The sequence below is a fragment of the Klebsiella sp. C283 genome (assembly GCF_048822555.1).
GTDB classification, from domain to species: Bacteria; Pseudomonadota; Gammaproteobacteria; order Enterobacterales; family Enterobacteriaceae; genus Klebsiella; species Klebsiella quasipneumoniae.
On the sequence record NZ_JBMEZS010000001.1, the window covers coordinates 359,915 to 373,889 of the forward strand.

14 protein-coding genes and 1 riboswitch are annotated in these 13,975 nt (G+C 59.7%); of the genes, 7 read left to right on the forward strand and 7 right to left on the reverse strand.

Annotation, left to right across the window (positions count from 1 at the left end; all coding sequences use genetic code 11):
• Positions 1 to 64 precede the first annotated feature (64 nt).
• On the forward strand, positions 65 to 2,086 hold the full coding sequence (uvrB, locus tag ACOI7Z_RS01700; protein WP_087849170.1) for an excinuclease ABC subunit UvrB: 2,022 nt from the start codon (positions 65 to 67) through the stop codon (positions 2,084 to 2,086).
• Between the two features lie 252 nt (positions 2,087 to 2,338).
• Here the strand turns inward: uvrB and pmrB are convergent, their stop codons facing one another.
• The 4 genes from pmrB to yvcK all read right to left on the reverse strand — a co-directional run bounded on the left by pmrB (position 2,339) and on the right by yvcK (position 6,760).
• Positions 2,339 to 3,436 carry a two-component system sensor histidine kinase PmrB gene (gene pmrB / locus ACOI7Z_RS01705; protein WP_023288917.1) on the reverse strand — a complete coding sequence of 366 codons (1,098 nt, stop codon included), beginning with the start codon at positions 3,434 to 3,436 and terminating at the stop codon, positions 2,339 to 2,341.
• A 3-nt stretch (positions 3,437 to 3,439) separates the two neighbouring features.
• A complete protein-coding gene (pmrA, locus tag ACOI7Z_RS01710; RefSeq protein WP_087776108.1) occupies positions 3,440 to 4,111 on the reverse strand; it encodes a two-component system response regulator PmrA in 672 nt (223 codons plus the stop codon).
• A complete protein-coding gene (gene eptA / locus ACOI7Z_RS01715; RefSeq protein WP_087849171.1) occupies positions 4,111 to 5,751 on the reverse strand; it encodes a phosphoethanolamine transferase EptA in 1,641 nt (546 codons plus the stop codon). Before eptA ends, pmrA begins: the two co-directional genes overlap by 1 nt.
• A 103-nt stretch (positions 5,752 to 5,854) precedes the next feature.
• Positions 5,855 to 6,760 (reverse strand): uridine diphosphate-N-acetylglucosamine-binding protein YvcK, encoded by a 906-nt coding sequence (yvcK, locus tag ACOI7Z_RS01720; protein WP_086075797.1) that lies wholly within the window; start codon positions 6,758 to 6,760, stop codon positions 5,855 to 5,857.
• Between the two features lie 208 nt (positions 6,761 to 6,968).
• Positions 6,969 to 7,107, forward strand: a riboswitch (molybdenum cofactor riboswitch).
• Between yvcK and moaA the strand changes: the two genes are divergently transcribed.
• The 6 genes from moaA to ACOI7Z_RS01750 all read left to right on the forward strand — a co-directional run bounded on the left by moaA (position 7,095) and on the right by ACOI7Z_RS01750 (position 10,557).
• Positions 7,095 to 8,084, forward strand: coding sequence for a GTP 3',8-cyclase MoaA (moaA, locus tag ACOI7Z_RS01725; protein ID WP_017900173.1), 990 nt, complete (start codon positions 7,095 to 7,097; stop codon positions 8,082 to 8,084). (Overlaps the previous riboswitch by 13 nt.)
• A gap of 23 nt (positions 8,085 to 8,107) precedes the next feature.
• Entirely contained in the window at positions 8,108 to 8,620 is a 513-nt protein-coding gene (moaB, locus tag ACOI7Z_RS01730; RefSeq protein ID WP_065881914.1) for a molybdenum cofactor biosynthesis protein B, read from the forward strand.
• Positions 8,621 to 8,623: 3 nt separating this feature from the next.
• Positions 8,624 to 9,112, forward strand: coding sequence for a cyclic pyranopterin monophosphate synthase MoaC (moaC, locus tag ACOI7Z_RS01735; protein WP_004886142.1), 489 nt, complete (start codon positions 8,624 to 8,626; stop codon positions 9,110 to 9,112).
• Positions 9,105 to 9,353, forward strand: coding sequence for a molybdopterin synthase sulfur carrier subunit (moaD, locus tag ACOI7Z_RS01740; protein ID WP_023288922.1), 249 nt, complete (start codon positions 9,105 to 9,107; stop codon positions 9,351 to 9,353). The genes moaC and moaD overlap by 8 nt, the downstream gene beginning before the upstream one ends.
• A 1-nt stretch (position 9,354) precedes the next feature.
• Positions 9,355 to 9,807: a molybdopterin synthase catalytic subunit MoaE gene (gene moaE / locus ACOI7Z_RS01745; protein ID WP_087849172.1), complete on the forward strand. Its 453-nt coding sequence runs from the start codon at positions 9,355 to 9,357 to the stop codon at positions 9,805 to 9,807.
• 45 nt (positions 9,808 to 9,852) lie between these two features.
• Entirely contained in the window at positions 9,853 to 10,557 is a 705-nt protein-coding gene (locus tag ACOI7Z_RS01750) for a Bax inhibitor-1 family protein (RefSeq protein WP_032455204.1), read from the forward strand.
• 394 nt (positions 10,558 to 10,951) lie between these two features.
• Here ACOI7Z_RS01750 and ACOI7Z_RS01755 read toward each other — a convergent pair whose 3' ends face one another.
• From ACOI7Z_RS01755 to ACOI7Z_RS01765, 3 genes are read right to left on the reverse strand one after another with little or no spacing between them, the layout of a single operon-like run.
• Complete coding sequence (locus ACOI7Z_RS01755; RefSeq protein WP_023288925.1) at positions 10,952 to 11,917, reverse strand: lysylphosphatidylglycerol synthase domain-containing protein; 966 nt, start codon at positions 11,915 to 11,917, stop codon at positions 10,952 to 10,954.
• Entirely contained in the window at positions 11,914 to 13,158 is a 1,245-nt protein-coding gene (gene clsB / locus ACOI7Z_RS01760; RefSeq protein WP_023288926.1) for a cardiolipin synthase ClsB, read from the reverse strand. The genes ACOI7Z_RS01755 and clsB overlap by 4 nt, the downstream gene beginning before the upstream one ends.
• Positions 13,155 to 13,916 carry an endonuclease/exonuclease/phosphatase family protein gene (locus tag ACOI7Z_RS01765; RefSeq protein WP_023288927.1) on the reverse strand — a complete coding sequence of 254 codons (762 nt, stop codon included), beginning with the start codon at positions 13,914 to 13,916 and terminating at the stop codon, positions 13,155 to 13,157. Before ACOI7Z_RS01765 ends, clsB begins: the two co-directional genes overlap by 4 nt.
• Between the last annotated feature and the right edge of the window lie 59 nt (positions 13,917 to 13,975).

Genomic DNA, 13,975 nt, shown 5'->3' on the forward strand with positions numbered 1-13,975 from the left:
GCAAAAAACGGCCCGAGGGGTAGAATTAAACACCGGCCGCTAAATCTTTTTCAGGTTCTGATTGATGAGTAAATCGTTTGTTCTGCATTCCGCCTTTCGCCCCTCCGGAGACCAACCGGAAGCCATCCGCCGCCTGGAAGAGGGGCTGGAGGATGGGCTCGCGCATCAAACGCTGCTGGGGGTCACCGGCTCCGGTAAAACCTTTACCATCGCCAACGTGATTGCCGATCTGCAGCGGCCGACGATGGTGCTGGCGCCAAACAAAACCCTGGCGGCCCAGCTCTACGGCGAGATGAAAGAATTTTTCCCCGAGAATGCCGTCGAGTATTTCGTCTCCTACTACGATTACTACCAGCCGGAAGCCTACGTCCCCAGCTCAGATACCTTCATTGAGAAGGACGCCTCGGTAAACGAACATATCGAGCAGATGCGCCTGTCGGCCACTAAAGCGCTGCTTGAGCGGCGCGATGTGGTGGTGGTGGCCTCGGTCTCGGCTATCTACGGCCTCGGCGACCCGGACCTGTATCTGAAAATGATGTTGCATCTGACGGTGGGGATGCTGATTGACCAGCGGGCGATCCTGCGCCGCCTGGCCGAGCTGCAGTATACCCGCAACGATCAGGCCTTCCAGCGCGGCACCTTCCGTGTGCGCGGCGAGGTGATCGACGTCTTCCCGGCGGAATCCGACGATATCGCCCTGCGCATTGAGCTGTTTGACGAAGAGGTTGAGCGCCTGTCGCTGTTCGACCCGCTTACCGGCCATGTGGAATCGACGGTGCCGCGCTACACCATTTATCCCAAGACGCACTACGTGACGCCGCGGGAACGCATCGTCCAGGCGATGGAAGAGATTAAGCTGGAGCTGGCGGAGCGGCGCAAGGTGCTGCTGGCCAACAACAAGCTGCTGGAAGAGCAGCGCTTAACCCAGCGCACCCAGTTCGACCTCGAAATGATGAACGAGCTGGGTTACTGCTCGGGCATTGAAAACTACTCGCGCTTCCTCTCCGGGCGCGGGCCCGGCGAGCCGCCGCCCACCCTGTTCGACTACCTGCCGGCAGACGGCCTGCTGGTGATCGACGAATCCCACGTCACGGTGCCGCAGATCGGCGGCATGTACCGCGGCGACCGGGCGCGCAAAGAGACGCTGGTGGAGTACGGCTTCCGCCTGCCGTCGGCGCTGGATAACCGGCCGATGAAGTTTGAAGAATTCGAAGCGCTGGCGCCGCAAACCATCTACGTGTCGGCGACCCCCGGCGCCTACGAGCTGGATAAATCCGGCGGCGAGGTGGTGGATCAGGTGGTGCGTCCGACCGGTCTGCTGGACCCGATCATCGAAGTGCGGCCGGTGGCCACCCAGGTCGACGACCTGCTGTCGGAGATCCGCCTGCGCACGGCCATCAACGAGCGCGTGCTGGTCACCACCCTCACCAAGCGGATGGCGGAAGACTTAACCGAGTACCTTGAGGAGCACGGCGAGCGGGTGCGCTATCTGCACTCGGATATCGACACCGTCGAACGTATGGAGATTATCCGCGACCTGCGTCTTGGCGAGTTTGACGTGCTGGTGGGGATCAACCTGCTGCGTGAGGGGCTGGATATGCCGGAGGTGTCGCTGGTGGCGATCCTCGATGCGGACAAAGAGGGCTTCCTGCGCTCCGAACGCTCGCTGATCCAGACCATCGGCCGCGCGGCGCGCAACGTCAACGGCAAGGCTATTCTGTACGGCGATAAGATCACTCCCTCGATGGCGAAAGCCATCGGCGAGACGGAGCGGCGACGGGAGAAACAGCAGCGCTACAACGAAGAGCATGGCATCGTGCCGCAGGGGCTCAACAAGAAAGTGGTGGATATCCTGCAGCTGGGCCAGAGCCTGGCGAAAACCAAAGCCAAAGGGCGCGGTAAAGCGAAGGTCGTCGAGCCTGCCGGGCTCAGCGGCGTGGATATGACGCCAAAAGCGCTGCAGCAGAAAATCCACGAGCTGGAAGGGCAGATGATGCAGCACGCGCAGAACCTCGAGTTCGAAGAGGCGGCGCAAATTCGCGACCAGCTGCATCAGCTGCGTGAACTGTTTATTGCTGCCTCCTGAGTGTTGGCGCATACCGCCGGACGGGGATAGGCGAGGGGGCAGTGAAGGTACGGCGCTGCGCTGACCGTTCCGCAGCCAGATAACCCACGGCGGAGAAGAAAAAAGGCCGCAAAGCGGCCTTCTTAATGTTTGCTTAATCTCGCCAGGCGACACTATCCTCAACCTGATGAGGATAGCGCCCATGCAAAAAATCAACTTCCGTGAATATCTGGCGGTCGCCACCGCCCTGGTCATTATTGTTGCCTTCTTCCATCAGTGGGTGCTGACGTTCTGACCCGCACGCCGCGGGAATAACACCCACGCGCGGACCCCTGGCCCCGGCTGGCGGTTATGCAAAAAGAACTGGGCGTCATGCAGCTGAGCGATGCGCGTGACGATGCTCAGTCCGAGCCCTATGCCGCCGTAGCGACTGTCCATGCGTACAAAGGCCTTACTGAGTTCGCCGCTTTTCGCCTCATCAATTCCCGGTCCTTCATCTTCCACTGCCATCACCGGCATCAGACCCGCTTTCACCGACACGCGGATCGTCGACCCTTGCGGGCTGTAGCGATGGGCATTCTCCACCAGATTGCGCAGAATGACGCGGATGAGCGTCGCGTCGCCAGAGACGACGGCCTCGCTTTCGACATCCGTCAGCAGCAGCCGTTGCTGGCGCTCGGCCAGCATGGTCTCCAGCTCATCCTGCAGCGGTTTGACCACGTCATCCAGCAGCAGCACCTGCTGATAGCTGCCGGCGGAAAAGGACTGACCGACGCGCGCCAGCTGCAGCAGCTGCGAAATGCTGGTGGTCATCTGGTCGAGGCGCTGGATCAGCGGGTCGACGCCCATGCCATGCACTTTCGCCAGCAGCTCAAGGTGCAGCCGCAGCCCGGCCAGTGGGGTGCGCAGCTCGTGCGCCACGTCGGCGGTAAACAGCCGTTCGCGGTCAAGGGTCAGATTGAGGCGGGAAACCAGCTGATTCAGGGCGGTGGTCACCGCCGTCACCTCGGGTACCGATTCGCTGAGCACGATGGGGGTGAGGTTGTCCGGCGTGCGACTCTCCAACTCGCTTTGCAGACGTGAAAGCGGGCGGGTGATTTTGCGTACCGCCAGCATGCTGATGTACAGCGCCAGACCCACGATCAACAGGCTCGGCACCAGCAGGCTGGCGACCGCTTCCCTTACCTCATGCTCCACATGCTTCTGATTGTTGTGCCCTTCGATGGCGCTGGCCACCAGCAACTGGATCTGCTCTTTGCTCTCATGCCATAGCCAGAAGACGCTGATCAGCTGACAGACCACCAGAATGGCGCCGATGGTCAACAGCAGCCGGTGGCGCATGGTCCAGTTTTCGGTTGCAAACAGAGCCATGGTCTATTCCGTCTCGTTGTGGTTAGCCAGCATATAGCCGAAGCCCCTGACGGTGCGGATCCGCGATTTGCCAATCTTATCGCGCAGGTTGTGGATATGCACTTCCAGGGTATTGGTCGCTGGCTCATTGTCCCAGCTGTAGATATCGTTGTAGAGGATCTCGCGATGTACCGGGCTGCCGGCTTTCATCATCAGTCGCGAAAGCAGGGCATACTCCTTCGGCGTCAGATCCAGCGTCGTCTCACCGAGCCACACCTGGCGACGGGTGACGTTGAGGCGCAGATCGCCGACGCTGATTTCGTTATCGCCCTGATTATTATGCCGACGGAGCAGGGCGCGAATGCGCGCGTTCAGCTCTTCCAGGGCAAAGGGTTTCACCAGATAGTCATCCGCGCCGGTGTCGAGACCGCTAATGCGATCCTCAAGGGTATCACGGGCGGTGAGGATCAGCACCGGCTGGGTCATTTTCTCCCGTCGCATGCGGGCGAGAAAATGCAGGCCGTCTTCGTCCGGCAGGCCAAGATCGAGCACGATCAGGCTATAGTGATTGCTGGCCAGCGACAGCGCCGCTTCGTGCGCTGTGGAGACGCCGTCGCACACGTATCCTTCACTTTGCATCGCCAGGATTAACCCCTGCAACAGCAGCGCATCGTCTTCAATGACTAAGATTTTCATCAACCAGCCTCTCTACATGGCGTTAAAATATCATCTGCCGCCTGGTACTCGTGGGTGCTGACGCCGAGCAGGCCGAGCAGGGTGGAGAACAGATTATCCTGCGAGTAATTCTCTTTTTTCGCTCGCTGCTGCAGACACTGCGCGGAAATGCCGTAGCGTTGCTGGTAGTCGGCAGAGAGCCACATCACCATCGGCACGTGTTTCTGCGTATCCGGCGCGATAGAGTACGGCAGACCATGCAAATAGACCCCATCTTCCCCTAACGACTCGCCGTGGTCGGAAAGATACACCAGGCTGGTAGTGAATTTGTCCTGTTTCGCCTGCAGGAGTTTTATCGCTTTATCCACCACGTGGTCGACGTACAGGATGGTGTTGTCATACGTGTTGGTCAACTGCTCCCGGGTACAGCCCTGGATCTCATTGGTGTCGCAGGTTGGGGTGAATTTTTTGAATTCAGCCGGATAGCGATTGTAGTACGTCGGCCCATGGCTGCCGATGGTATGCAGCACAATAATGCCATCCTGTTGCAGGTTATCGATATAGCTGTCGAGATGATGGAACAGCACGTCATCGTAGCACTCGCCGTCGATGCACTGCCCGGTTAGCTTCAGATCGGTCACGTTCTGGTGCGGTACCCGATCGCAGGCCCCCTTGCAGCCGCCATCGTTGTCGTTCCACAGCACCTGAATGCCGGCGCGCTGCAGAATATCCAGCACCCCTTCCTGATGGTGGGCCAGCTCTTCGTCATAGTGCGCGCGCGGCATATTGGAGAACATGCACGGCACCGAGACCGCCGTGGCAGTTCCGCAGGAGGTGGTGTGCGGGAAGTAGATCACCCCGTCCTGTTGCATCAGCGGGTTGGTGTCGCGCGGATATCCGCCCAGCGAGAAGTTGTCCGCCCGGGAAGTTTCGCCCAGCACCACAATCGTCAGGTTCTTACGGGGACCGTTATGCATCACCGGGTTCTGTTTGGCATCTTCGCCAATCTTCACCAGCGGCAGGTTGTCCATGCGATGGTGCGCATACCAGGAGTTTACCGCCACAATGCTGTTGGAAGGGCTCAGGGATTTCACCAGCTCCTTGTTGTTGCGAAACAGCGAGGCATAGTCTTTATAAAAGAGGACGGCAATCAGGACGATCAGCAGCGCGGAGGCCACCATATTCACCAGGCGCCAGGCCACGCCGCGCCATAGCGTGGCCGGTTTACGAATTTTAACCCACCAGACGACCAGCACCGCCAGCACCCCGGAGAGTCCAAGGACAACGATCATTTCGCCGGAGAGCAGGGCAAAGCTCTCCGCTGGGGTGGTGTCGAGGATGTTGGTGATCATGCTGCGGTCGATCACCACGCCGAAGCTCCAGATGAAGTACTGCGCCGATGCGCTGAGCAGAATAAAAAGGCTAATCACCAGCCGGTCAAGCTTGAGGAACGAGGCGAGGGTGGTGAGGATATTCATCACGCTGAATGCCACCAGCGGCATACTCAGAAACACCAGCGCGGTGTGCAGGTTGTTCACCGGCAGCAGCGTATACGCCTGGCGGTAGAAGGCGAGGTTAAGAAAAAGCCCGATATAGACCGCGAAAATAATCAGATAAGTCGTGCGGCTGACGACCGGCCGACGCAGAGGCAATAACGACATAGTACATACCCACAGGAAGAGATAAGGGTATAGTGCCAGCTCTGTTTTAAGACAACCTTAAGATTTTAAGGTGCGCCGAAAGCCGAGCCTTCGGCGCGCAGGATCAGCCCGGCAGCTGGAGCGCTTTCTCCAGCGCCCCGCGAAGCAGCGCCCGGTCATGGCGATAGGGAACGTCGCTGGCTTCCAGCGGCGTCTGGATCACCAGCCGGTCGTCGATGCCGCTGATATCGGCTTTTGGGCCGGCGATGACTGCATCCACCACCCGCTTGCCCACGTAGCGCTCCATAATCGCGATGCGCTCCGCCAGCGACAGCCTCGCGGCCGGGCTGTGCTCTTTGCCGAGGTTATCAATAAACACCATCGGCGCCGGAGTGCGGCGCAGCGCCTGGGCCATCTCGTCAAGCAGCAGGATCGGCAGCAGGCTGGTATAGAAACTGCCCGGGCCGATGAGGATCAGATCGGCTTCGGCGATGGCCTCTACCGCCTCGCGGGTGGCCGGTACCGGCGGGGTGAGCATCAGCTCCTGCGGCACGCTATCCAGCTGATCGATATTCACTTCACCGTATACTTCATGGCCTTCATCATCGAGCGCCATTAAATCCACCGGTTGTTCCGACATCGGAATAAGAAAAGCGTCCACTTTGAGCAGGTTTCTGATCAAATTGATCGCTTCTAACGGCCGCACGCTGAGGTGATCCAGCGCCTTTAACATCAGATTTCCCAGGTTATGGCCGGAAAGCTCGCCATTGCCGCTAAAACGGTACTCAAACATCGCCGACGCCACGCTCGGCTCGGCGATTAACTGATTGATGCAGTTGCGCATATCGCCCCAGGCAATGCCGCCTTCAGAGCGGCGGATCCGCCCGGTGGATCCCCCGTTGTCGGTGGTGGTCACAATGCCGGTCAGCCGTGAGCCCAGCGAGGAGAGGGAGGACATCACCCGACCCAGACCATGCCCGCCGCCGAGCGCCACCACCCGATCCAGGTCAGCGAATGTACGATTGCGCATAGAAATTCCTTATTTCACATAAACGGCCACACACTACCCGATCTACCCCTAAAAGACGATGGGAGGAGCCCGACAAACTGACCGATATCAAGGCAAAAAGATGATTTATGGCTATTCTGTAACGAAAATGCACGAAGGTAGCGATATATACAAGAATATATAGCGAAATCGCAAATGGCGAAACCGCCTGGAACGCGCTACTATCGGCATAACCTGTTAACACTCTAGCCTCTTCGCCTGTGTCAAAAGATATGGCGGTTTGGCCGCGACGCCGCCGGTTGTCGCCAGGGCGTGGGAAGAAATGACCGCGTCTCCCGTATTTGGAAAGGTGTATATGGCCTCACAGCTTACCGATGCATTCGCGCGTAAGTTTTATTACCTGCGTCTGTCGATTACCGATGTGTGCAATTTCCGTTGCACCTACTGCCTGCCGGATGGCTACAAGCCCGGCGCCGTCAATAACAACGGCTTTCTCAGCGTAGACGAAGTGCGCCGGGTTACGCGCGCTTTCTCCGCGCTGGGCACTGAAAAAGTTCGCCTCACCGGTGGGGAACCCTCCCTGCGCCGTGACTTCACCGAGATCATCGCCGCCGTGCGTGAAAACCCGGCGATCCGTCAGATTGCCGTCACCACCAACGGTTACCGCCTGGCGCGCGATGTCGAACGCTGGCGCGATGCCGGGCTGACGGCGATCAACGTCAGCGTCGATAGCCTCGACGCCCGCCAGTTCCATGCCATCACGGGCCAGGACAAATTCCACCAGGTGATGGACGGGATTGACGCCGCTTTCGCCGCGGGCTTTGACAAGGTGAAGGTGAATACCGTGCTGATGCGCGATGTTAACCATCACCAGCTTGATACCTTCCTCGCGTGGATCCAGCCGCGTCGAATTCAGCTGCGGTTTATTGAGCTGATGGAAACCGGCGAGGGCAGCGACCTGTTCCGCCGTCACCATCTCTCCGGCATGGTGCTGCGCGACGAGCTGCTGCGACGCGGCTGGATCCACCAGATCCGCCAGCGCAGCGATGGTCCGGCGCAGGTCTTTTGTCATCCGGACTACGCCGGCGAGATCGGCCTCATCATGCCGTACGAAAAAGACTTCTGCGCCACCTGCAACCGTCTGCGCGTCTCCTCCGTCGGCAAACTGCACCTGTGCCTGTTTGGCGAAGGCGGCGTCGACCTGCGCGACCTGATGGCCGATGATCGGCAGCAGGCGGCGCTGGAAGCGCGGATCGCCGAAGCCTTAACCCACAAAAAGCAGACCCATTTCCTGCATCAGGGCAACACCGGCATTACGCAGAACCTGTCCTATATTGGCGGATAATCGTATTCGAAAGGAGCATTCAGATGAGCCAGGCTAGCGCTGAGTTTATTCCGACCCGTATTGCTATTCTTACCGTTTCCAGTCGTCGCGGCGAAGAGGACGACACTTCCGGCCACTGGCTGCGTGAGGCGGCGCAGGAGGCGGGGCACCATGTCGTCGATAAGGCGATAGTCAAAGAGAACCGCTACGCCATCCGCGCCCAGGTATCGGTGTGGATCGCCAGCGATGAGGTGCAGGTGGTGTTGATCACCGGCGGGACCGGGTTCACCGAAGGGGACCAGGCGCCGGAAGCGCTGCTGCCGCTGTTTGACCGTGAGGTGGAAGGTTTTGGCGAAGTGTTCCGCATGCTGTCGTTCGAAGAGATCGGTACCTCGACGCTGCAGTCCCGGGCGGTGGCCGGCGTCGCCAACCACACGCTGATCTTCGCCATGCCGGGCTCGACGAAAGCCTGCCGCACCGCGTGGGACAACATTATTGCCCCGCAGCTGGATGCCCGCACCCGTCCTTGTAATTTTATTCCTCACCTGAAGAAATAATTTATGTCACAACTGACCCATATTAACGCCGCGGGCGAAGCCCATATGGTGGATGTCTCCGGCAAAGCGGAAACGGTGCGCGAAGCGCGCGCTGAGGCTTATGTCGAGATGCAGGCGACGACCCTGGCGATGATTATCGACGGCAGCCACCATAAAGGCGACGTTTTCGCCACCGCGCGTATCGCCGGGATCCAGGCGGCCAAGCGCACCTGGGAGCTGATCCCGCTGTGCCATCCGCTGATGCTCAGCAAAGTGGAAGTCAATCTGCAGGCGCAGCCGGAACATAACCGGGTGCGCATCGAATCGCTCTGCCGCCTGACCGGCAAAACCGGCGTCGAGATGGAAGCCCTTACCGCCGCCTCGGTTGCCGCGCTGACCATTTACGATATGTGCAAAGCGGTGCAGAAGGATATGGTGATTGGCCCGGTGCGTCTGCTGGCGAAAAGCGGCGGCAAGTCCGGCGATTTTAAGGTGGACGAACGCCATGATTAAGGTTCTGTTTTTTGCCCAGGTGCGCGAGCTGGTGGGTACTGATTCGCTGACTCTCGACGCCAGCGACCTGGCCACCGTTGAGGCTGTGCGTCAGCAGCTTGCCGCTCGCGGCGATCGCTGGGCGCTGGCCCTGGAGGAGGGCAAACTGCTGGCGGCGGTTAACCAGACGCTGACCGCCTTTGACCATCCTGTCGCCAGCGGGGATGAAGTGGCGTTCTTCCCGCCGGTCACCGGAGGCTGACATGACGCAAACTCGTATCGTCGTTAGCCCGGCGCGCTTTATCGTCGGCGAGGAGTATCCCTGGCTGGCCGAACGCGATGAAGACGGCGCGGTGGTCACCTTCACCGGCAAAGTGCGCAATCACAACCTCGGCGACAGCGTGAAAGCGCTGACCCTCGAGCACTATCCGGGGATGACCGAGAAATCGCTGGCGGAGATCGTCGACCAGGCGCGCGAGCGCTGGCCGCTGGGCCGGGTGACCATTATCCATCGCATCGGCGAAATGTGGCCGGGGGAAGAGATTGTGTTTGTCGGCGTCACCAGCGCCCACCGCGGCAGCGCCTTCGCCGCCGGCGAGTTTATGATGGACTACCTGAAAACCCGCGCGCCGTTCTGGAAACGCGAGGCGACGCCGGAGGGCGAGCGCTGGGTCGACGCCCGCGACAGCGATCGCCAGGCGGCAGAGCGCTGGTAGTGTGATACGCTTACAGAGTGAAACTTTGTTAATCAGGAGAGAGTCATGGACAGATATCCGCGTTCCGATTCAATAGTGCAGGGCCGCAGCGGCCTGCAGACTTATATGGCGCAGGTGTACGGCTGGATGACGGTTGGCCTGCTGCTGACGGCGTTTATCGCGTGGTTTGCGGCTAACACCCCGGCGGTGATGATGTTCGTCTTTTCGAGCAAAATCACCTTCTTCGGGCTGATCATCGCCCAGCTGGCGCTGGTGTTTGTGCTTTCGGGGATGGTACAGCGGCTGAGCGCCGGCATGGCGACCACCCTGTTTATGCTCTATTCGGCGCTCACCGGGCTGACGCTGTCGAGCATTTTTATCGCCTATACCTACTCCTCTATCGCCAGCACCTTTGTGGTCACTGGCGGGATGTTCGGGGCGATGAGCCTTTACGGCTACACCACTAAACGCGACCTGAGCGGCTTCGGCAGCATGCTGTTTATGGGGCTGATTGGCATCGTGCTGGCGTCGCTGGTAAACCTGTGGCTGAAGAGCGAGGCGCTGATGTGGGCCGTGACCTACATTGGGGTGGTGCTGTTTGTCGGCTTGACCGCCTACGACACCCAGAAGCTGAAAAATATCGGCGAGCAGATTGATACCCGCGACAGCGCCACGCTGCGTAAATACTCGATCCTCGGCGCCTTAACGCTGTATCTGGATTTCATCAACCTGTTCCTGATGCTGCTGCGTATTATGGGCAATCGCCGCTAACCTCTTTATATCAAGAGGTTGCATCTCCGAACGCCCGGCAAGCGCAGCGCCGCCGGGCAAGCTTGATTACCTTCCAGGCAACCCTGTTGCGCCGTTTTTTTGCCGGGTGGCGGCTGCGCCTGACCCGGCCTACGTTCTTACGACCTGTCGTTAATTTATTCACCATTGTTGCTGAAACTGCCGGTGCTGACGGCCTCAAAATCGCTGAGACGTTCCCGGAAGGCCGGGGCAGCCCGCATGTTCAGGCCCATGCAAGCGCAGCGCCGCCGGGCGAGACGCCAGGCGCAGTACCCGTGAAGTTGCCGGATGACGGCTGTGCCTTACCCGGCCTGGAGGACCCTCTCACAGGCTCAAACCTCGTAGGCCCGCGCAAGCGCAGCGCCGCCGGGCGATTTCACTCGCGGGCCAGCTTGCGCTGGTTCTTTTGCCGCAGCTTTTTCGCCCGACTCTCCAGCAGCAGATAGGCCACCGTCGCCAGCAGCAGCGGCAGGAAATAATAGAGCGCGCGCCAGGCGAGGAGGGCGGCGATGATCGCCCCCTTCGAAATCTCTTCCCCGGAGAGCATGGCGATAAACACCGCCTCCAGCACGCCAATCCCGGCCGGGATGTGGATAATCACCCCGGCGATACTGCTCACCAGCAGTACTCCCAATACCAGGAAATAGTTAATCTCGCTGCCCAACAGCAGCCAGATGATCGCCCCCATCGCCATCCAGTTCGCCGCCGAGACCCCCATCTGCAGCAGCGCGAATCGCCAGGAGGGCAGCACCAGCCGCTGGCCTTTGATCGTCAGGTGACGGCGTTTGGCGAACGCGCAGCCGAAGAGATAGCACAGCGTGAGAAATAGCATCGCTCCGCCGATAATCCGCAGGGTGGTCTGGCTGATGTACCAGTGCGACGGCAGCTTCACCAGATCCGCCGTAAAGATCACCCCACCGAGCAGGATATAGCCCAGCCAGTTGGTGGTGATGCTTAAGGAAAAAATACGGGTGATGGTGCTATTGTTCAGCCCCAGCCGGGAGTACAGTCGGTAGCGCATGCCGATGCCGCCGACCCAGGTGCTGAGGGTCAGGTTGAAGGCATAGCAGATAAACGACACCAGCATTACCTGGCGTTTCGCCAGCTTGTGTCCGCACCAGGCGCGGCCAAGCAGATCGTAGCAGCCGTAGATCAGATAGCTGACGATGACCAGCGCAATGGCGCTGAACAAGGCCAGCCGATCGTAGCCGCGGATCACCTTCCACACTTCCTGCCAGTCGACCTTCTGCGCGTAAATCACCAGCAGGACGATCACGGCGATAAAAAAGAGCACGGTCAGCACTCTTTTTGCCATCCGCCAGCGCGGGTGCGATTTGCTCATAGTGGATTATCCCTGGTAGGTGACTCGACGCGATCCTGCGTTTCAATTTCCGGTTGCACCGGCGGGCTAACCCTGGCCAGCCGCGGAGTATGGGCCGGCAGCCAGCCGACCCACGCCGGAAAGTGGCGCAGAAAGTGGAAGGCCATCACGCTCACCCCCAGCCGCCACCAGTTGCGTTTCGGCAGCATTGCTTTATCGATCCGCTGGCAATCCCGGGCGATAAGCCCGTTAAGGTTATCGCGCAGCGTCTGGTTAAACACCCTGTCGTGGATGATCAGATTGGCTTCCAGATTCAGCGACAGGCTGAGCGGGTCCAGGTTGCTCGACCCGACGGTGGCCCAGTGGTCGTCCGCCAGGGCGACTTTGCCATGCAGCGGACGGCGGCGATATTCGTAGATCTGCACGCCGCCTTTGACGAGGTAGTGATAGAGCAGGTGGGCGCCAAATTTCACAATTGGAATATCCGGTTCGCCCTGGACGATCAGCTTCACCCGCACCCCGCGCCGCGCGGCATTGCGCATCGCATGCAGCAGACGATAGCCGGGGAAAAAATAGGCGTTCGCGATTATCACCTCCCGGCGGGCGCTGGTCAGCATCTTCAGGTAGTGGCGTTCGATATCGTCGCGGTGATCCTGATTATCGCGCCAGACGAACAGCGCCTGCGCCTCGCCGGGGGTCTGGTTGATCTCCGGCTGATGGCGACGACGGCGCCACCAGCGGCGGGCGGTTTCGCTGTTGGGCAGATTCTCCAGTTCGAACTGCAGAATATCCAGCACCACCGGCCCCTCGACCTGCACCGTGTAATCCTGCTTCGCCTCCGGGCCATAGTCGCTCATATGTTCTGCGGAGTAGTTGATGCCGCCGACAAAGGCGGTGGTGTCGTCGATCACCACGATTTTACGGTGCATGCGACGGAACAGGTTAGTGCGCATTCCCATCAGCTTAGGGCGCGGGTCGTAATAGCGGAAAATCACCCCGGCGGCGGTCAGTTCGCCGACAAACTCATCGCTAAGATCCGGCGAGCCGTAGCCGTCAAGCAGCACTTCCACCTGGATGCCGCGGCGGGCGGCCTTCAGCAGAACCGCGTGCAGCTGTCGGCCGACCTCATCTTCAAACCAGATAAAGGATTCGAGGATCACCCGCCGGCTGGCGCGACCGATGGCCGCAAACAGCGCCGGATAGTACTGGTCGCCGTTCTCCAGTAGCGTAATGCGGTTGCCTTCCTGCCAACGACATTTCACAAATGAATCTCCACGCTAAGGGGTGCATGATCGGACAGATGCCGCCACTGTTTGAGGGCCAGCGCCTTCGGGCGGCTGGCGTGGGCGTTCTTGACGTAAATGCGATCGAGGCGCAGCAGCGGAAAACTGACCGGAAAGGTGCGCGCCGGGCGTCCGCGGGCGCGGGTAAAAATCTCTTCCAGCCCCGCCTGGGCTTTTAACGGCTGGTTAGCCTGCTGACGCCAGTCGTTAAAATCCCCGGCCACCACCACCGGCTCGCCGGCGGGCAGGGTGTTGACCCATTCCGTCAGCATCCCCAGCTGCGCCTGCCGCTGGTCGGCACGCAGTCCGAGATGGACGCAAATGACGTGAATCGTGACGCCGCTCTGAGGCGGCACGATGCGGCAGTACAGCAGGCCGCGTTTCTCCCCGTTGCCGACCGAGATATCGCGATTCTCATAGTATTCAATCGGGAAGCGCGACAGCACGGCATTGCCATGGTGACCTTCCGGATAGACCGCGTTGCGCCCATAGGCGTAGTCGCTCCACATGGTGTCGGCGAGAAATTCGTAATGGGTCGTATCTGGCCAGTTTTCGATATGCAGCGGGTGAACTTCGTGAGCGCCCATCACTTCCTGCAGGCAAACTATGTCAGCGCTGACGCTGCGAACGGCTTCGCGCAGCTCGGGCAAAATAAAACGCCGATTAAACGCCGTAAAGCCTTTATGGGTGTTAATTGTCAGCACGTTCAACGAAAATCCCGACGTTGGCTCAGCCATAATTCTCCAGTAAATGTCACTTTCCTGAATAAAATAGTGTAGTAGACGTCACAAAAAGA